Source organism: Acidovorax sp. Leaf191 (assembly GCF_001424425.1).
Classification (GTDB): Bacteria; Pseudomonadota; Gammaproteobacteria; order Burkholderiales; family Burkholderiaceae_C; genus Acidovorax.
Genome location: NZ_LMPT01000007.1, coordinates 34,129 through 52,485 on the forward strand (window position 1 = coordinate 34,129; position 18,357 = coordinate 52,485).

Annotated in this window: 14 protein-coding genes; 8 read left to right on the forward strand and 6 right to left on the reverse strand. The window is 68.0% G+C overall.

All coding sequences use genetic code 11. The features are described from left to right. Window positions 1-51: 51 nt before the first annotated feature. Window positions 52-1,380, forward strand: coding sequence for an exodeoxyribonuclease VII large subunit (xseA, locus tag ASG27_RS07330; RefSeq protein ID WP_056414770.1), 1,329 nt, complete (start codon window positions 52-54; stop codon window positions 1,378-1,380). Between the two features lie 245 nt (window positions 1,381-1,625). Then, window positions 1,626-2,207, forward strand: coding sequence for a superoxide dismutase (locus ASG27_RS07335; protein ID WP_056414774.1), 582 nt, complete (start codon window positions 1,626-1,628; stop codon window positions 2,205-2,207). 97 nt (window positions 2,208-2,304) lie between these two features. On the opposite strand, the gene ASG27_RS07340 is transcribed toward ASG27_RS07335, so the two are convergent. Further along, window positions 2,305-2,793, reverse strand: coding sequence for a DUF192 domain-containing protein (locus tag ASG27_RS07340; RefSeq protein WP_056414777.1), 489 nt, complete (start codon window positions 2,791-2,793; stop codon window positions 2,305-2,307). Window positions 2,794-3,038: 245 nt separating this feature from the next. Between ASG27_RS07340 and ASG27_RS27975 the strand changes: the two genes are divergently transcribed. The 6 genes from ASG27_RS27975 to ASG27_RS07365 all read left to right on the forward strand — a co-directional run bounded on the left by ASG27_RS27975 (window position 3,039) and on the right by ASG27_RS07365 (window position 12,523). After that, on the forward strand, window positions 3,039-3,416 hold the full coding sequence (locus ASG27_RS27975) for a hypothetical protein (RefSeq protein WP_442854085.1): 378 nt from the start codon (window positions 3,039-3,041) through the stop codon (window positions 3,414-3,416). Between the two features lie 74 nt (window positions 3,417-3,490). Then, complete coding sequence (gene icd, locus ASG27_RS07345) at window positions 3,491-4,750, forward strand: NADP-dependent isocitrate dehydrogenase (protein ID WP_056414779.1); 1,260 nt, start codon at window positions 3,491-3,493, stop codon at window positions 4,748-4,750. A gap of 413 nt (window positions 4,751-5,163) precedes the next feature. Then, window positions 5,164-6,063: a hypothetical protein gene (locus tag ASG27_RS07350; protein WP_156370778.1), complete on the forward strand. Its 900-nt coding sequence runs from the start codon at window positions 5,164-5,166 to the stop codon at window positions 6,061-6,063. A gap of 560 nt (window positions 6,064-6,623) precedes the next feature. After that, on the forward strand, window positions 6,624-8,474 hold the full coding sequence (locus ASG27_RS07355) for a PAS domain S-box protein (protein ID WP_056414783.1): 1,851 nt from the start codon (window positions 6,624-6,626) through the stop codon (window positions 8,472-8,474). Next, entirely contained in the window at window positions 8,471-8,872 is a 402-nt protein-coding gene (locus ASG27_RS07360) for a response regulator (protein WP_056165663.1), read from the forward strand. The genes ASG27_RS07355 and ASG27_RS07360 overlap by 4 nt, the downstream gene beginning before the upstream one ends. Window positions 8,873-8,887: 15 nt before the next feature. Continuing rightward, window positions 8,888-12,523 carry an EAL domain-containing protein gene (locus ASG27_RS07365; protein ID WP_056414787.1) on the forward strand — a complete coding sequence of 1,212 codons (3,636 nt, stop codon included), beginning with the start codon at window positions 8,888-8,890 and terminating at the stop codon, window positions 12,521-12,523. Between the two features lie 30 nt (window positions 12,524-12,553). Here ASG27_RS07365 and ASG27_RS07370 read toward each other — a convergent pair whose 3' ends face one another. The 5 genes from ASG27_RS07370 to ASG27_RS07390 are packed head-to-tail and all read right to left on the reverse strand — an operon-like array spanning window position 12,554 to window position 18,252. Further along, window positions 12,554-13,369 (reverse strand): glutamine amidotransferase, encoded by an 816-nt coding sequence (locus ASG27_RS07370; RefSeq protein WP_056414790.1) that lies wholly within the window; start codon window positions 13,367-13,369, stop codon window positions 12,554-12,556. Beyond that, window positions 13,366-14,844, reverse strand: a complete 1,479-nt coding sequence (locus ASG27_RS07375) for an ABC transporter ATP-binding protein (RefSeq protein WP_056414793.1) — start codon at window positions 14,842-14,844, stop codon at window positions 13,366-13,368. The genes ASG27_RS07370 and ASG27_RS07375 overlap by 4 nt, the downstream gene beginning before the upstream one ends. Then, on the reverse strand, window positions 14,841-15,689 hold the full coding sequence (locus ASG27_RS07380) for an ABC transporter permease (protein WP_056414795.1): 849 nt from the start codon (window positions 15,687-15,689) through the stop codon (window positions 14,841-14,843). The genes ASG27_RS07375 and ASG27_RS07380 overlap by 4 nt, the downstream gene beginning before the upstream one ends. Beyond that, on the reverse strand, window positions 15,686-16,651 hold the full coding sequence (locus ASG27_RS07385; RefSeq protein WP_082486005.1) for an ABC transporter permease: 966 nt from the start codon (window positions 16,649-16,651) through the stop codon (window positions 15,686-15,688). The genes ASG27_RS07380 and ASG27_RS07385 overlap by 4 nt, the downstream gene beginning before the upstream one ends. After that, window positions 16,648-18,252, reverse strand: a complete 1,605-nt coding sequence (locus tag ASG27_RS07390) for an ABC transporter substrate-binding protein (protein WP_200912408.1) — start codon at window positions 18,250-18,252, stop codon at window positions 16,648-16,650. Before ASG27_RS07390 ends, ASG27_RS07385 begins: the two co-directional genes overlap by 4 nt. Window positions 18,253-18,357: the final 105 nt, after the last annotated feature.

The window sequence follows — 18,357 nt, forward strand, 5'->3', positions numbered from 1 at the left end:
TTCTGTGGAGTACTTCCCCGGTGACAACGCCGCCAAACCCCGCTGTGGCCGATGCTTGAGCGTCCAGGCCTCGCTGCGACGCCGCGCGTCTGGGAAGTTGGCGCGCTGTGCCGCGCCATTGCTGATGCGCTGGAGGCAAGGTTCAATCCTGTCGCGGTCCGCGGCGAGATCACGGGCTTCTCGCGCGCATCCAGCGGTCATTGCTACTTCTCGGTCAAGGACGCGAACGGTCAGTTGCGCTGCGCAATGTTCCGGCGTGCCGCCAGCCTGCTTGACTTTTCGCCGCGCGATGGTGAATTGGTCGAGCTGCGCGGGCGCATCGGCGTGTACGAGGCCCGGGGCGACCTGCAGTTCATTGTCGAAAGCATGCAGCGTGCAGGGCAGGGCGCCCTGTTCGAGCAGTTCCTGCGCCTGAAGGCACAGCTGGAGGCCGAGGGCCTGTTCGACGCCGCCCGCAAGCGCCCGCTGCCCCTGATGCCGCGCGGCATCGGGCTGGTCACGTCGCTCGGCGCAGCGGCGCTGCACGACGTGGTCACCGCACTGCGCCGCCGCGTGCCGCACATCCCGGTGGTGCTGGTCCCGGCCCAGGTGCAGGGCGGTGCAGCGCCTGCATCGCTGGTGGCGGCGCTATCAAAACTGTATCGGCTCGCGCAGGCGGGGCAAGCGCCAGGGGCCGATCACGGCACCACGCCGCCCATCGATACGATCTTGCTGGTGCGCGGTGGGGGCGCCATGGAAGACCTGTGGTCGTTCAACGACGAGCAACTGGCGCGCACCATCGTCCAGAGCCCGGTGCCACTCGTCTGCGGCGTGGGCCACGAAACCGACTTCACCATCGCCGACTTCTGCGCGGACCTGCGCGCGCCGACACCCACGGCGGCCGCCGAACTCGTCTCCCAGCCGCGCGCCGTGTGGCTGGGGGCGCTGGACCTGATGGCCGAGCGCCTGGAAGACAGCCTGCAGCGCCAACTGGACAGCCGGCACCAGCGGCTGGACCAGGCCGCGGGCCGCCTGGGGCGCCCTTCGGGCCTCGTCGCACGCCAGCAACTGCAACTGGCGCGTCTGTCGCAGCACATGCGCCACGGAATGCTCCTGAAATTGCAGCGGCTGGCGCAGACCCAGCAGGCGCTACAGGCCGATCTGCCTGTCAAGATGCAGCGCCGCATCGGCCAGCAGGCAGAGCGGCTGGACCGCGCAGCCCTGCGGCTGCAATTGCTCGACCCGCGGCTGGTGCTGCAGCGCGGCTACGCATTGCTGACGGACGCCCAGGGCCACGCCGTGACCAGCGTGCGGCAGGCCCAGCCCGGCGATGCGTTGCGCGCCACGCTGGCCGATGGAGCGGTGGATGTGACCGTGGCCGCCCAGCCCCGCCTGCTGTAGGCCCGTGGGTGGGTGCCCGGCCCGCGGCACAGGGCGCGTGATGGCGCAGTGAGGGCAGCAGGTTCGGTCGCCGCTGTAGGACGTGCGCGCCATCTGAAGCTTTTTGGGGGCGGGGCCGGGCAGGAGCCTGCACAGGTCATCCGATGTTCCTACAATGCCCCTTTCGCGCTGTGTCCGACTGCATTGCCGAGGTGAGCGCTGCAGGTGGCATGCATCCCAGAATTTCAAACCACGAGGAAAACACCATGGAACATACCCTTCCCCCGCTGCCCTATGCCATCGACGCCCTGGCACCGCACTACAGCCAGGAAACGCTGGAGTACCACCACGGCAAGCACCACAACGCCTATGTGGTGAACCTCAACAACCTGCAAAAGGGCACCGAGTTCGAAAACCTGACGCTCGAAGAGATCGTCAAGAAGTCCAGCGGCGGCATCTACAACAACGCTGCGCAAATCTGGAACCACACCTTCTTCTGGAACTGCATGGCCCCCCAAGGCGGCGGCGAGCCATCGGGCGCGCTGGCAGCAGCCATCAACGCCAAGTGGGGCAGCTACGCTGCATTCAAGGAAGCCTTCGTCAAGAGCGCCGTGGGCAACTTCGGTTCGGGCTGGACCTGGCTCGTGAAGAAGGCCGACGGCAGCGTCGACATCGTCAACACCGGTGCCGCTGGCACGCCCCTGACCACCGCCGACAAGGCACTGCTGACGGTCGACGTGTGGGAACACGCGTACTACATCGACTACCGCAACCTGCGTCCCAAGTTCGTCGAGACCTTCCTCGACAAGCTGGTCAACTGGAAGTTCGCGGAAGCCAACTTCGCCTGATCCGTCGCGATCAGGCCATCCCGCTGCATCGCGCGGCGGGGCCCACAAAAAAAGCGGCCCCGGGGCCGCTTTTTTCATGGTGCGCGGGCCGCTCGCGTCACTGGCGGCGAAACGGGGCCCCGTTGAGCTTGGCACCGGCCTTGATGCCCTTCTGGGCGAACCAGCCCTGGTTCATCTCGAGGACATAGCGCACCGGCTTGGCCGAGCAGTGCGAGTCCAGCGTCTGCGGCTTCATGTCCGCCAGGTTCACCACCGTGCCGTCGTCGGCCACGAAGGCGGCCGTCAGTGGCAGCAGGGTGTTCTTCATCCAGAAGCACTGCTGCGCGGGCTGCTCGAAGACGAACAGCATGCCCTCGTGCTGGGGCATCTCCTTGCGGTGCATGAGCCCGGTCTGGCGCTGCTCCGGCGTAGCCGCCACCTGGGCATCGATGCGGTGCATGCCCGACGTCAGCTCCACACGCTGCAGGTTGAGCTGCGGGCCCTCCTGGGCCGTGGCCGCAGTGCTCACCAGGCCCAGGGCCAGCAACAGGGTGGCCGCCAGCGTGGGGTGTGCAGCGGCGGCGATTGCAAACAGCGGTGTCTTCATGGGAGATGCTTTCGGTTCAACAGGACTGGACGGCGAGAGTATGGGGCAGGGGTTGCGTGCAGTGGCGCTGCACGGGCTGAATAAAGCAGGCCGCTGGAGCCAGCGCGCCTGCCTGACGATGGAGGCGCCCGGGCCGCAAAAATTCCACGGCAGGGCGCGCATGCTGGCAAAACGCTGGGCGTGCCGCAAGCCCGCCGTGCGGCCCACCAAGCAAAACGCCCGCAAATGCGGGCGATTTCGAGGTGGTGTTCAGGGCCGGAGAGGACCCTGAAGGCCCAGATCAGGCTGCCTTATGGGCGGTTTTCTTCTTGGCGACCTTCTTGCCGGTCTTCTTCTTGGCCGTGTGGGCGGCCTTGGTCTTCGCTACGGGGGCCGGTGCTGCAGCTGCGGGTGCGGCGACGGGGGCAGGAGCGGGGGCTGGAGCCGTTGCGGGTGCCTGTGCAAAAGCACCTGCAGCGAACAGGCCAGCCACCAGGACAGCGAGGAGTTTTTTCATATATGCCGTTTCCAGTGTTGTTGAACGAAGGGTTGAGGGCCATGCGCAAAAATCGCACAGCTCCACTCGCAACGATAGCAGTGGCGGGCGCGTTGACAGGGTCTTTTGCGATTTTTTTTGTCATTAGAATTGTTCGGTTCTGAATGCCGGCAAGGCATCACCTGCTGATTCCTGTCAGCTTCCACTGGAGACCACCGTTTCATGACCAGCTACCAGCACATCACCGTGCCCGCCGAAGGGCAGAAGATCACGGTCAACGCCGACATGTCGCTCAATGTGCCGGACCAGCCCATCATCCCGTTCATCGAAGGCGACGGTACCGGACGCGACATCACGCCCGTGATGATCAAGGTGGTGGACGCCGCCGTGGCCAAGGCCTACGGCGGCCAGCGCAAGATCCGGTGGATGGAGGTCTTCGCCGGTGAAAAGGCCACCAAGGTCTACGGCCCCGATGTCTGGCTGCCCGACGAAACCCTGCAGGTGCTGCGCGAATACGTCGTCTCCATCAAAGGCCCGCTGACCACGCCCGTGGGCGGGGGCATCCGCTCGCTCAACGTGGCACTGCGCCAGGAGCTCGACCTGTACGTCTGCCTGCGCCCGGTGCAGTATTTCAAGGGCGTGCCTTCGCCGCTCAAGGAGCCCGAGAAGACCAACATGGTGATCTTCCGCGAGAACTCCGAAGACATCTATGCCGGCATCGAGTTCGAAGCCGAATCCGACAAGGCCAAGAAGCTCATCAAGTTTTTGAGCGAGGAACTGGGCGTCAAGAAGATCCGCTTCCCCAATACGTCCGGCCTGGGCGTGAAGCCCGTCTCGCGCGAAGGCACCGAGCGCCTGGTGCGCAAGGCCATCCAGTACGCCATCGACAATGAAAAGCCCAGCGTGACCATCGTGCACAAGGGCAACATCATGAAGTACACCGAAGGGAGCTTCCGCGACTGGGCCTACGCCCTGGCGCAAAAGGAGTTCGGTGCGGAGCTGATCGACGGCGGCCCCTGGTGCAGGCTCAAGAGCCCCAAGACGGGCAAGGACATCACCATCAAGGACAGCATCGCCGATGCCTTCCTGCAGCAAATCCTGCTGCGGCCTGCCGAGTATTCGGTCGTGGCCACGCTCAACCTCAATGGCGACTACATCTCCGACGCACTTGCGGCGCAGGTGGGCGGCATCGGCATTGCGCCGGGCGCCAACATGTCCGACTCGGTGGCGTGCTTCGAGGCCACACACGGCACGGCGCCCAAGTACGCGGGCAAGGATTACGTGAACCCCGGCTCCGAAATTTTGTCGGCCGAGATGATGCTGCGCCACATGGGCTGGGTCGAGGCCGCCAACCTGATTTTGAGCTCGCTCGAAAAATCCATCGGCTCCAAGAAGGTCACTTATGACTTCGCCCGCCTGATGGAAGGTGCCACGCAGGTGAGCTGTTCCGGCTTCGGGCAGGTCATGATCGACCACATGTGAACGCATGGGCATCGAGATCGCCGGTGCTCGCGAGCCAATGCTTTCTACCTGAAGCCCGGCGCACATAGCTTCTGGAGCGACCCCGGCGTTCTGGGTGCCTGTCCTGCTGCCGCGGCTGTGCGGTCTGGTGGAGGACGTACTTTTCATCCACGTCGACAACTAAAGGCGCGAGTTCAGCTCGTGACCGCGCTGCAGCCGGGTGGTGGAGATGCCAGGTGCATAGGGTTCGGGCTCAGCTCCAAGCCACCCTTGGACTGTGTGCACTTGCTCGCAGCCTCAGGTAAGGCCAGATCGCTCTACGTCAACCGCAGAGCTGTAAGTGAGAGTTATTTGTGTTTAGTCGGCGTAATTCGTCTTGACCAAATGTCGCAGAAATTCACCTAATGCCTACTCAACTTTTAGGAGGAGTCTGCGTGAATATCCTTAGTTCTTTCGCCCGTCGCTCGTTGTTGAAGGGTGTTGCCGCTGCCGTATCGGCCCTCGCGCTGGCCAGCCCGCTACACGCCCAAATTATTCCCAAGAAGATTGCCGTCTACACCGACTCCATCGGAGATGGCGGCAACGTTGGCCGCAACGCCACTACCGCAAACATCCCGAGAGGTTCGGTGGTGTCGCAATACGTTAGCTACCCAGGCTACAGCAACAGCCCGAGCGACTACAACCTTGCGCTTCGCATCCATCAGGGCGCCGGTTCGTCGGACTATGACGCACAGCAGTTCGGCGCCAGCACGCTTTGGGGCATGATGAACGGCGTGCGCCCGGACCTCTCCACTGACCCTGCCGGCACTCTGTATCCCTTCGGCGGCCTGACGCTGGTGCAGCACGCGGCAGCCATCCAAGCTGATACCGTCATCATCCACTTGGGTGGCAACGATGGTGTGAACGAGGGCATCCCCGAAAACAGCGCCTACGACTCCGAAGACAAGACCGGCCAGCGCATCGCCGCCCTGGGCCTAGCCCTGGCGGCCGAAGGTCGCCGACTGGTTGTGATCGAGGCGCCGTACGTAGTGCCAGAAGACGCAATCGCTGCGTTTCTGACCCCTTCCCCACCGCTTGCGAGCGTCGCACAAGTGCAGGCTAAGTACAACCAATTGACGACCCACTTCACAGGTGTGAACCGTGGCATCACGAACGGGGTGAATGCTGTCAACGCCGTGTACCCAGGCTACGCCGCCCGCGTCAACTACTGGTCCAACGGCGCCGTGCCAATGAGCCCCGGTGCAACCCACGAGGGTCTGCACCCAACGCTGGGCACCCACAACGCCATCGCCAATGCGGTGGCCATCCAAGTGAAGGCCTGGCGCGGCTGGTAATCAATGAGGGCCTCGGCCCTCGCTCAGAGAACCATGGATCAGCTTCCTCGCGGGGCTGGTCTGTGAGGGCTGCTTGATGGCCCGCTGAAGCAGGCGATAAAACACCCACCCGCGAGAGCTCGTTCCACCGCGTTCCGCCGCCCCTGTTCCAGAATCTGTTCCATCGAACACCTGCAAGCACGTCAGCACCAAGCTGGGCATAAATTGCAAGACGATACTGAGGTCATGATCGACCACATGTAAGCTGCCCTGCGCCTTGTGCAGGTGCCACGCACCGATGAGCCCCTGTTGCCGTTGCCGGCCACAGGGGCTTTTTTCGGGTGGGCGCAAGCCAGGCAATCCCTGCCCCGTGACACGCTGGCATGGACATTTGCGGGTTGGCATTTCTGCGGCATGCTTCTAAGATGATTTCGACCTGCCGCTTCGGCAGGGGCACGGCCTGCGCATGCACCCCGGCAGGCCGTGCACACAACGAACATTTCGACGGCCGTTCATGGCTGCCAGCGCACCTGCTGGCACGACCTGCCTGCAAATGACGGACCGATCGCCCGGAGGGCTCAATGGGATCTGATTTTTCGGTCGGATACTGGGAACAGAACCCCGATGCGTTGCTGGTGCTGTCCCCGCAGGGCGCAGTGCTCCACTGGAATGCGGCGGCCGAGGCGATCTTTGGCTACACCGAGTCCGAGGCCCGGGGCCGGCCCATTGCCGAGCTCATCGTGCCCGCCGACCAGGTGCGGGAGGAAGAAAGCATCCGCGCCCAGGCGCTGCGCGGCTCGACCACCGTGCACGAGTCGGTGCGCCGGCGCAAGGATGGCTCGCTCGTGCACGTCAACGTCTCGACCAAGGCGGTGCGCGATGCGGACGGAGAAGTGCTTTATTTCCTGTCGAGCAAGAAGGACGTCACCCAGCTCAAGGTGCAGCGGGATGCCAAGCTGCTGGAAGCGCGTTTTCGCGACCTGCTCGAATCCACGCCCGATGCGATCGTCATGGTCAACGTGACCGGCCGCATCGTGCTCGTGAACTCGCAGGCCGAGCGCCTGTTCGGCTATGTGCGGTCGGAGCTGATCGGGCAGTCGATCGAGACGCTGCTGCCCCACCGCTACCGCGGAGCGCACCTGGGCCACCGCAGCGGCTTCTTTGCCCAGCCGCGCACGCGCACCATGGGCGCGGGGCTGGAGCTGTACGGGCTGCGCAAGGGCGGGGACGAGTTCCCGGTGGAGATCAGCCTGAGCCCGCTCGTCACCGAGGAAGGCACGATGGCGATGACGGCCATCCGCGACATCACCGACCGCAAGCGGGCCGACCAGAAGTTCAAGGACCTGCTGGAAGCGGCGCCGGACGCCATGGTCATCGTCAACCGGGACGGGCGCATCGTGCTGGTCAACTCGCAGGCCGTGAAGCTGTTCGGCTGGAGCCGCGAGGAACTGCTGGGCCAGCCGGTCGAACTCCTGGTTCCCCGCCGGTTCGCGCAGCGCCACCCCGAGCACCGCCACGGCTTCTTCGCCGAGCCGCGCGCCCGCTCCATGGGCGCGGGGCTCGACCTGTACGGCCTGCGCAAGGACGGCAGCGAGTTCCCGGTGGAGATCAGCCTGAGCCCGCTCGACACGGAGGAGGGCCTGTTCGTGTCGAGCGCGATCCGCGATGTCACCGAGCGCAAGCTCATCGAGCGGGCGCTGCGCGAGAAGAATCTGGAGCTTGAAAATGCGGCGCTGGTCAAAGACCGCTTCCTGGCCAGCATGTCCCACGAGCTGCGCACCCCGCTCAACGCCATCATCGGCTTCACCGGCACATTGATCATGCAGCTGCCCGGCCCGCTCAACCCCGAGCAGGACAAGCAGCTGCGCATCGTGCAGACCGGAGCGCGCCACCTGCTGTCGCTCATCAACGACCTGCTGGACGTGGCCAAGCTCAGCGCCAACAAGGCATCGTTCAACCTGGAGGCGCTCGACGGCCGCAGCCTGGTCGAAGAAGTCGCCGCCACGCTCGAGCCCGAGGCCCGGCGCAAGGGCCTGGCCTTTGCCGTGCACCTGCCCCCGGGTGCCGTGCCGCTGTACACCGACCGCAGGGCGGTCAGCCAGATCCTCATCAACCTGGTGGGCAATGCGATCAAGTTCACGTCTGGGGGCAGCGTGGACGTGACGCTGGAGACCGCCACCCAGGCCACGAGGCGCACGGTCCGTGTCAGCGTGCGGGACACCGGGCCCGGCATCCCTGTGCAAGAGCAGTCGCGCCTGTTCGAGGCTTTTTCCCGGGTGGAGACGGCGGAGCGCAGGCACCAGGAGGGCACGGGCCTGGGCCTGCACCTGAGCCGCAAGCTGGCCGAGGCGCTGGGCGGGAGCGTGGACTTTGAAAGCACGCAAGGTCAGGGCAGCGTCTTTACCGTGGAAATTCCGGAGAGCAGCGCATGACACAGAGAGCCACGATTTTGGTCATCGAGGACGATGAGGCCAGCCGCCAGTTGGTCATCTACCTGCTGGAGGACGCGGGCCACCGCGTGCTGGCCGCAGAAAACGGTGCGCTGGGCCTGGCGATGGCCCTGGCCGAGGGGCCGGACGTGATTCTGTGCGACCTGCAGATGCCCGTGATGAACGGCTATGAGGTGGCGCACAACCTGCGTTCCAACTCCAGTTGGCGCGTGGTGCCCCTGGTCGCGGTGACGGCGTTCTCCATGCCCGGCGACCGCGAGAAGGCGCTGGAGGTGGGCTTTGACGACCACCTCTCCAAACCCATCACGCCCGAGACCTTCGTGCGCCAGATCGAGGCGTTTCTCGGCCCGTCCTTCCACTCACCGCCAGGCGCGGCCTGACACGGCGGAGCGCGCATGGCCAAGATTCTCGTCGTCGACGACATCCCGGTGAACCGGGCGCTGGTGGTGACGCTGGTGGGGCACAGCGGCCACCAGGCGCTGGAGGCGTCCGATGGCGCCCAGGCGTTGGCCATGGTGCGCGCCGAGCGGCCCGATCTGGTGATCTCCGACATCCTGATGCCCACGATGGACGGCTTCGAGTTCGTGCGGCAGATGCGTGCCGACCCCGAACTGGCCGGCACGCAGGTGATCTTCTACAGCGCGCACTACCGCGAGCAGGAGGCCCGCAACCTCGCGGCAGCCTGCGGCGTGCGCCAGGTGCTGGCCAAGCCCTGCGAGCCGCAGGACATCCTGGCGGCCATCGAGCAGGCGCTGACCGAGGTGGCCCCGCCGGCACCACATCTGGAGCGCAGCTTCCAGACGCAGCACCTGCAGTTGATGACCGACAAGCTCAACGGCAACGTGGCCGAGCTCGAAGTCATGAACCGCCGCCTGGCGGCGCTCACCGACCTGAACCTGCAACTGGCCTCCGAGCGCGACCCCCAGGTGCTGCTGGCCAACGTCTGCCGTGGCGCGCGGGAGCTGGTGGGGGCGCAGTATGTGGTGCTGTGCGTGGTGCGCAAGGACATCCACGCATCGCTCGTGTGCACCAGCGGCATCGAGGCCGCCACCACCGGTGCGCCGGATCTGCCGGTGGTCTCGCACGGCCTGCTCGGGCAGGTGCGCGCCCAGCGCCGCGCCCAGCGGTTTGTGCAAGCTGGCGGCGACCCGCGGTCCGTGGGGCTGCCTGCGGGCTACCCGGCCCTGCACACCGCGGTGATCGCGCCCATCACCTCGCTGTCGTTTTCGTATGGCTGGCTGTGCCTGGTCAACAAGCTGGGCGCAGCGGAGTTCAGTGCTGAGGATGAAAAGATCCTGTCCATCCTGGGCGCGCAGGTGGGCCGCATCTATGAAAACGGCAGTCTCTACGCCGAGGTGCAGCGGCACGCGGACCGGCTGCAGCTGGAGGTGCTGGAGCGCAAGCGCGTCATCGAGGAACTGCGGGCCAGCGAGGCCGGCCTGCACCGCGCGCAGGTGCTGGCCAAGATCACGCACGTGATCAGCGGGCGCGATGGCGTCTTCGAAAGCTGGCCCGATACCTGTCCTGCCATGCTGGGCGTTACGCCCGAGGCCATGCCGCAGTCGGCCCGCGAGTGGCTGGCCCGGGTCTACCCCGACGACCAGCCCCTGTACCGCGCACGGGCCCAGCAGGCCGGGCGGCAACGCGTGCGCATGGATTTCACCTACCGGCTGGTGCGTGCCGATGGCGCGCTGCTCCACCTGCGCCAGGTGATGGAGCCCCTGCCTCCCGAAGACGGTGCGCCCGAGAAGTTCCGCTGGTTCAACACCATCCAGGACATCAGCGTACAAAAGCGCGCCGAAGAGGCCCTGCGCGAGAGCGACCGGCGCTTCAACGACATGCTGGACAAGGTCGAGATGATCTCCGTCATGCTCGACAACGAAGGCCGCGTCACCTACTGCAACGACTACCTGCTCAAGCTCACCGGCTGGCAGCACGAGGAGGTGGCGGGCCAAAGCTGGTTCGCGCTGTTCCTGCCGCCCGAGCAGACGCACATCCGCCAGGTGTTTGCCGACGTGCTGGCGGGGCGGTCCTCGACCTGGCACTACGACAACGAAATCGTCACCCGCTCGGGCGAGCGTCGGCTGGTGCACTGGAACAACACCGTCCTGCGGTCCGTGGGCGGCCAGGTCACGGGCGTCGCGGCACTGGGCGAGGACATCACCGAGCGCAAGGAGGCCGAGCGCAAGATCAAGCGCCTCAACCGCGTGTACGCCATGCTCAGCGGCATCAACACCTTGATCGTGCGCGTTCGCAACCGTGAAGAGCTCTTTCAGGGCGCCTGCCGCGTGGCCGTGGAAGCCGGGCAGTTCAAGATCGCCTGGGTGGGCCGCGTGGACGAGGCGCAGATGAAGCTCGTGCCGGTGGCGCTGGCCGGCGCCGAGCCCGAGTTCCTGGTGCGCGTGCGGGAACGGCTGGGCCTGTACGCACAGCCCACCGCGGGCGAGGCGTTGAGCGCCGAGGTGGCCCGTACCGGGCAGCCGGCGGTGTGCGACGACGTGCGCGGCGACCCCCGCATCGTGCTGCCCGACCTGCTCGCGCAGCACGGCGTGGCATCGCTGGCCATGCTGCCGCTGATGGTGGCGAACAAGGTGGTGGGCGTGCTCGCGCTGTTCTCCGAAGAAGTGGGCTTCTTCGACGCGGTCGAGGTCAAGCTGCTGATGGAGCTGGCCGGCGACATCGGCTTTGCGCTCGACCACCTCGACAAGGAAGAGCGCCTGAGCTACCTGGCCTTCTACGATGAGATCACCGGCCTGCCCAACCGCACGCTGTTCCTGGAGCGCAGCGCCCAGCACCTGCGCTGCCGCGAGGGCTCTCGGGCCCTGCAGGGCCTGGCACTCATGGACATCAGCCGGTTTCGCTTCGTCAACGACACGCTGGGGCGCCAGCGGGGCGATGAGCTGCTGCGGCAGGTGGGCGAGCGGCTGCAGAAAGCCGCTGGCGAGGCCTATGGCGTGGCGCGCATCGGCATCAACAGCTTTGGCATCTCGGTCACCGACGCCCGCGACGCTGATGCCGTTGCCCTGGCGGTGGACCACCTGATGCGCAGCTGCTTTGATGCGCCCTTCGTTCTGGGCGACACCGAACTGCGCATGGCCGCCAAGGCCGGCGTGGCCTTGTACCCGCTGGACGGCGCCGATGCAGAGGCCTTGCTGCGCAACGCCGAGGCCGCGGCGAACAAGGCCAAGGCATCGGCAGAAAGCCTGCTGTTCTACACCGCGGGCATGAACACCCGCGTGGCCGAGACACTGAGTCTGGAAGGGCGCCTGCGCCAGGCCCTGGAAGAGGGCCAGTTCGTGCTGCACTATCAGCCCAAGCAGCGCCTGGCGGACGGCCAGATCGTGGGCGCCGAAGCCCTGATCCGCTGGAACGATCCGCGCCGCGGCCTGGTGCCGCCGGGGCTCTTCATCCCGGTGCTGGAGGAGACCGGCCTCATCTACGACGTGGGCCGCTGGGCCCTGCAGCAGGCGCTGCAGGACAACCAGCGCTGGCGCCACGCGGGCCACACGGCGCTGCGCGTGGCGGTCAATGTGTCGGCCCTGCAGTTGCGCCACCGCAACTTCATCGCCGAAGTGCGGCAGGCCCTAGCGTTCGATGCCGGCGCCGGTGCGGGGCTGGAGCTCGAGCTCACCGAAAGCATGGTGATGGACGATGTGGAGCACAGCCGCCGCAGCCTGCACGCGCTGCGCGAGATGGGCATCACCGTGGCCATCGACGACTTCGGCACGGGCTTCTCGTCGCTGAGCTACCTCGCCACGCTGCCCGCGGACACGCTCAAGATCGACCGGTCCTTCGTCATGGGCATGGACACCACCTCGCAAGGCCACGTGCTGGTGTCCACCATCATCAACCTGGCGCACTCGCTGGCGCTCAACGTGGTGGCCGAAGGGGTCGAGACACAGGACCAGTTGCGCCGCCTGGCACTGCTGGGTTGCGATGAAATCCAGGGCTACCTGCTGAGCCGCCCCCTGCCGGTCGAGGCGTTCGAGCAGCAGTTCCTGGGCGCGCACCCGGCGCCGCCGTCGCTCTGACCTGACGCCGCCCCTGGTGAGGGGTGTGGCTCAGCCCGCCTGACTCTGCGACGCGGAGCCAGAGCCAGAGCCAGAGCCAGAACCCTGTGCCAGGCTCGCAAACCGCGCCAGCAGGCCGTTGGCGGCCGGGGTGGCAGCCACCGCGGCGTGCAGCGCCTGCACATCGACCCCGCCGCGGTGCAGCGACGGCGCGAACAGCCGCACATAGTCCTGCATCACCGTCTGGCTGAACTCGGGGTGGAACTGCACGCCCCAGGCACAGGGCCCGGCGCGAAAGGCGTGGTGCGCCTCGTGGGCGTTGGCGGCCAGCGGCACTGCGCCAGCCGGCAGGCGCCGCACCGATTGCTCGTGGACGGTGTGGGCCGCAAACTCCCGGGGCAGCCCGCCGAGCAACGGGTCGCCTGCGGCTGCGGGCAGGCACTGCACGGCCACGCTGCCGATCTCCAGGCCCGCCGGGTGGTGCGCCACTTCGCCGCCCAGCGCGTGCGCCAGCAGCTGGTGCCCGTAGCAGATGCCCAGCAGCGGGGTGGCGCCTTGCACCAGCCGGACCAGCCACTGCGCCGTGCGTTCGCTCCAGGCCTCCCGGTCGGTCACCATGGCCGGAGAGCCCGTGACGACCACCCCGGCGATCTCGTCCTGCGCAGGCCATTCGGGCAGCGCCCGCGCGTCGAGGGTACGGATCTGCAGCGCACTGCCGCCGGGGCCCGCGCGCAGGCCCTGTGCGATCCAGTCTTCAAAGTCCCCATGCGCCGCGCGCAAAGGCGCCGGGGCCGCGCCGGTCTTGATGATCCACAGCGCTGGGGCGGTGGACGCTGGCACAGGGGATGCTTCTACAGGGTGGCTCATGGCGCTGCATTGTGAAGCACCCCGGCAGCCGCAGGTGCGCGCGGCATCGCTGCCCTGGCGTTCGCGGAAAAATCCAGCGTCCGCGTGCCGACCGCCGCGGCAATGTGCTCGTCGTGCGTCACCAGCATCAGCGCGGCGCCGGTCTCCCGCACCGCCGCCAGCAGCACGCCCAAGGCCTCCTGCTGGGTGATGGGGTCCAGCCGCGATGTCGGCTCGTCGGCGAACAGCAGCGCGGGTTGTGCCAGCAGCACGCGCGCCAGCGCGATGCGCTGCAGCTCGCCGCCAGAGACCTGCTCGGGCCTGCGTGCGAGCAGGCTTTCGGGAATGCGCAGCTGCTGCAGCCGCTGCAGCACCGCAGCCCAGGCGTGGCCGTGCAGGCGGGCCGCATCGCGCAGCGACTGCGCCAGGCTGGCGTGCGGCGCAAACGACGATACCGGATCCTGGTAGAGCTTTTGAAAAGCATGCGGCCGCAGCTGCGGCGCGCGCTGCACGCTGCCGGTGTCCGGCACAAGCAGGCCCAGCAGCACATTGCCCAGCGTGCTCTTGCCGGTGCCGCTCGGGCCCTGCACGGCGATGCGTTCGCCAGCGTGAAGGTCCAGGTCCATGGCTGCGAACAGGCTGCGGCCACCGTAGGACTTGGCAATGCCGCGCGCCCGCACCACGGTGTCTCCAGGCGTGGGCGCCGCAAAGGCATCCCACCGCGCGGGATCTGCCGCCAGCAACTGCCGGGTGAAGGGGTGCGATGGCCGGGTGGCTACGGTGGCGATGTCGCCATGCTCCACCACCTGGCCTTCGCGCAGCACGATCACCTTGCCGCCCAGCGCCTGGGCCACCGCGAGGTCGTGCGTGATGGTCAGCAGGCAGCCACCCGCGGCCAGCACACCGCGGAAGAGGTCGATCGTGCGGTCGCGCCAATGGGCATCCAGGCCCTTGGTGGGCTCATCCACCATCAGCACCTGCGCGCCGCCGGCCAGGGTGATGGCCGCGACCGCGCGCTGGGCCATGCCGCCCGACAGCTGCCAGGGGTAGTGCTGCGTTGCCTCGCCCAGCCCCGCTGCAGCCAGCTGGGCTTGGGCCAGCCCCTTCGCTTGCGGCCAGCCCTGGCCATGCAGCAGCGCATGCACCTCGGCCAGCTGGGGGGCCAGCCGGGTCAGGGGGTTGAGCGCCAGCGACGGCTCCTGCGGCAGCAGCGCCAGCCGCCGGCCCCACAGCGCGCGCCGCGCTGCAGCGTCGTCGGCGCGGGTGGTGGTGCCCTCGATGGTGATGCTGCCGGTGGCTTTGAGCGCGGGCGGCAGGTTGCCCATGATGGCCTGGGCCAGCAGCGACTTGCCCGCGCCGCTTTCGCCCACCAGGGCCAGCGCTTCGCCGGGCTGGAGCGTGAACGCGATGTCCCGCAGCAGGTGCCTGCCGTTGACCTGAATGCCCAGGCCGTCCACGGCCAGCAGGGCGGGTGATGACGAGATGGTGGTGGTCATGCAGTCTCCCGCTCGGGTTGCAGCAGCATCATGGCCGCCACCAGGCACACCAGCAGCGCCACCGGCGCGGCGATGAGCCACGGCGCTTCCTGGTAGTAGGGCATCGACTCGGTCATCATCAAGCCCAGCTCGGGGGTGGGCGGTTGAATGCCCACGCCCACGAATCCCAAGGCCGCCAGCGACAGCACGGCCTGCGCCGTGCTGAAGGCCAGCAGCGTGCCCAGCGTGGGCGCCAGCGCCGGCAGCAGGTGCCGGCGCAGCACGTAGCCGCGCCCAAAGCCCAGCAGGCGCGACGCCTGCACCGCTTCGCCCGCCAGCACGGGGCGCGCCACGGCGCGGCTCACGCGGAAGTACTCCACCCACAGCGCGAGGGCCAGCCCCACGTACAGCGCAGCCAGCTGGCCCGGCGCGATGGCGGCGATCAGCAGCACCAGCAGCAGGCCTGGTATGGCCAGCGCCGCGTCGGACAGCATCACCAGCGCCCGCTCAGTGCGGCCCCCGCGCCACGCGGCCGCAATGCCCAGCAGCGTGCCGGGAATGGCCGCGCTGAAGGCCGCCAGCAGCGCCATGCCCAGCGACAGCTGCGCCGCATGCGCCAGCCGCGCCAGGCCCGAGCGGCCCAGCACGTCGGTGCCCAGCCAGTGCTGCGCGCTGGGCGGTGCCAGCTGGTTGCGCAGGTCTTGCGCCACCGGGCTGGCACCGATGAGCCAGGGGCCCAACGCTGCAAACGCAGCCAGCAGCCCGAGCAGCACCAGGCCCAGAGCCGTGCGCCAGCGGACGCGGGGGCGGGGCAGGCCCTGCGCAGGTGCCATCGGCATCGTGGAAGGCGTGGGGATCGCGCTCATGCCGACACCCCCTTGGCATGGCGCGGATCGAGCGCCACGCAGGCCGCATCCACCACCAGGTTGAACGTGACGAACAGCAGCCCCATGCACAGGGCCGCGCCCTGGATCATCGGAATGTCGCGTCCGAACACGGCATGCACCAGCGCGTGGCCGATGCCGGGCCAGGCAAACAGCGTCTCCACCACCACCGCGCCCTCCACCAAGAACAGCGCCTGCACGCCCAGGTAGGCTGCCACAGGCACTGCCGCATTGCGCAGGCCATGGCGCACCAGCGCCTGCAGGTCCGACAGGCCCTTGGTGCGGGCAAACTCGAACGATGGCGACTGCACCACGTCCTGCATGGCCGCGCGCGTCACGCGGGCCAGCCCGGCGGCCAGGCCCAGGCCCAGTGTCAGCGCGGGCAGCACCAGGCTGGCGTGGCTTTCATCGCCCGCCACAGGCAGAAAGCCCCAGTGCACGGCCACCAGCAGCATCAGCAGCACCGACAGCAAAAACGGCGGCGTGGCGCGCAGCACCACGCTCAGCACCCAGCTGGTCTTGTCCACCCAGCCGCCAGGCCGCAGGCCGGCCCACAGGCCCATGGGCACGCCCAGGACGAAGGCCAGGCCCAGCGCGGCCGCCGACAGCCGCAGGGTGGCGGCCAGGTGGTGAGCCACTTCTTCCCACACCGGCGCTTGCGTGACCAGCGACAGGCCCAGGTTCAGCGTCGCGATGTCGCGCCACCAGTGCAGCAGGGCCCAGGCGGCGGGCTGGTTCAGCCCCAGTTCGGCGCGCACCGTGTCGGCGGCGGCATTGCTCACCAGGTCGTAGCCGTAGCGGCCCGCCGCGATGCGGGTGGCCAGGTCGCCGGGCAGCGAGCGCACCATCAAAAAGCACAGCGTGCCGATGATGAGCGCCAAGGCCACCACCTGCGCCAGGCGGCGCGCGGCCAGGGCCCACAAAGGGTTGAGCGGGCGGGTCATGTCGTTTGCCATTCCATGGAAGTGATGCGGTAGGAGCGCTCCAGCGGGTCCAGCGTGACGCCGCGCACGCGCGGGTTCACGGCCACGTGCTGGCGGTACCAGGCCACGGGGATCACGGGCAGCTCGTCCTGCAGGGTGTGGGTGATGCGCTGGCGCAGCAGCGTGGCGCGCTCGGGCGTGGCGGCGGTGCGGGCGAGCTCTTGCAGCGACTGCACCACGGCGTCGCTGTGCCAGCCCATGGCGCCCCAGTCGCCGCCCTGGGCCGAAAAGTCCTGCGCCAGCGTGCCGGTGGGGTCGGGCACGTTGGCGTAGTTGCGCGCGGCCAGTGCCAGCTGCAGGCTGCCGTCGCGGTGGCCCAGCGGTACGTCGCCAGAGTTGCCGATGCTCACCTTGACGGCAATGCCGGCCAGGCGCCACTGCTCTTGCAACGCGGTGGCGATCAGCGGCAGCTCGGGCCGGTCGAGAAAGGTGCGGATGCTCAGTGCCAGCGGTTGGCCGTCAGGGCTGCGCAGGCCGTCGCCATGGCGCTGCCAGCCTGCGTCCTGCAACAGGCGCGCGGCGGCTTCGGGGTCGTGCCGCAGCGGGGGTAGCGCCCGGTTGTGCCAGGCGGCCAGCGTGGGCGGCAGCAACTGGGTGGCGGCCAGGTTCTCGTCGCCCATCAGCGCATGGGCGATGCCGCCCCGGTCGATGGCCAGGCTGAGCGCCTGTCGCACGCGCACGTCGCGCAGCGCGGGCAGGCCGGCATTGAGCTTGATGATGACGGTGCGCGGCAGCGTGACCGACGCCAGCCCCACCTTCTGGTGGCGGCGCAGCCGGCGCAGGCTGGCCGGGTCCAGCCCGTAGCCCAGGTCGGCTTGGCCGCCTTCGGCCATCAGCGCCCGGGTTTCGGGCCGGCTGGCGGCCAGGTACTGCACGGCGGCGATGGCGGGCCGGGGCCCGTCGAAGCCGTCGAACACCACCGTCTCGACCTGCTGCGGCGGCACCAGCACCGCAATGCGGTAGGGCCCGCTGCCCACGATGGACTGCACCTTGCCGCCGCGCCCGTAACTGGCCGGTGCCAGCACCATGGTGCTGCTGTGCGCCAGCAGGGCGGGCAGGGCGGCGTGGGGGCGGTTGAGCCGCACCACCACGGTGTGATCGCCCTGCGCTGCAATGCCGGCAATAGGCGCATGGCTGAGCAGCGCGGGCGGCACCTGCGCGTCCTGCAGGCAGCGCACCACGGCAGCGGCCGTCACCGGGCTGCCATCGTGAAACCGTGCGCCCGGGCGCAGGTCGAACTGCCACGCCAGCCCGTCGGCCGAGGTGCGCCAGCGCTGGGCCAGCGCACCTTCGGGGCGGCCATCATCGCCGGCGCCCATCAGCGTTTCGGCGACCTGCAGGCGGGTGAACATGTAGCCGCTTTGCGCAGGCGCCAGCCCGCTGATCTCCCACGGGCCCACGATGCGCAGCGGGGTGGTGCTATGGGGCGCTTTCGGCTGAGCCTGGGCCAGCGCTGGCAGGGCGGCCCCGGCCAGCGCAGCGGCAGGCCACTGCAGGGTGCTGCGCCGGGTGATGCGGGACTCTTCGGAAATCAAGGTGTGGTGCTGGTGCAATGTCGTCATACGGGTTCGCGCCGAATCACTCCATACCCCAATCCGTTCGGGCTGAGCCTGTCGAAGCCTCGCGCGGCGTTTCGACTGCGCCCAGTGAACGGTTCGGGTATTTTG

Excerpts from the sequence above, each read along its gene's own strand:
- xseA (WP_056414770.1), top strand. The coding sequence starts at position 52 with ATGCTTGAGCGTCCAGGCCTCGCTGCGACGCCGCGCGTCTGGGAAGTT.
- ASG27_RS07335 (WP_056414774.1), top strand. The coding sequence starts at position 1,626 with ATGGAACATACCCTTCCCCCGCTGCCCTATGCCATCGACGCCCTGGCA.
- ASG27_RS07340 (WP_056414777.1), bottom strand. The coding sequence starts at position 2,793 with ATGAAGACACCGCTGTTTGCAATCGCCGCCGCTGCACACCCCACGCTG.
- icd (WP_056414779.1), top strand. The coding sequence starts at position 3,491 with ATGACCAGCTACCAGCACATCACCGTGCCCGCCGAAGGGCAGAAGATC.
- ASG27_RS07355 (WP_056414783.1), top strand. The coding sequence starts at position 6,624 with ATGGGATCTGATTTTTCGGTCGGATACTGGGAACAGAACCCCGATGCG.
- ASG27_RS07360 (WP_056165663.1), top strand. The coding sequence starts at position 8,471 with ATGACACAGAGAGCCACGATTTTGGTCATCGAGGACGATGAGGCCAGC.
- ASG27_RS07365 (WP_056414787.1), top strand. The coding sequence starts at position 8,888 with ATGGCCAAGATTCTCGTCGTCGACGACATCCCGGTGAACCGGGCGCTG.
- ASG27_RS07370 (WP_056414790.1), bottom strand. The coding sequence starts at position 13,369 with ATGAGCCACCCTGTAGAAGCATCCCCTGTGCCAGCGTCCACCGCCCCA.
- ASG27_RS07375 (WP_056414793.1), bottom strand. The coding sequence starts at position 14,844 with ATGACCACCACCATCTCGTCATCACCCGCCCTGCTGGCCGTGGACGGC.
- ASG27_RS07380 (WP_056414795.1), bottom strand. The coding sequence starts at position 15,689 with ATGAGCGCGATCCCCACGCCTTCCACGATGCCGATGGCACCTGCGCAG.
- ASG27_RS07385 (WP_082486005.1), bottom strand. The coding sequence starts at position 16,651 with ATGACCCGCCCGCTCAACCCTTTGTGGGCCCTGGCCGCGCGCCGCCTG.
- ASG27_RS07390 (WP_200912408.1), bottom strand. The coding sequence starts at position 18,252 with ATGACGACATTGCACCAGCACCACACCTTGATTTCCGAAGAGTCCCGC.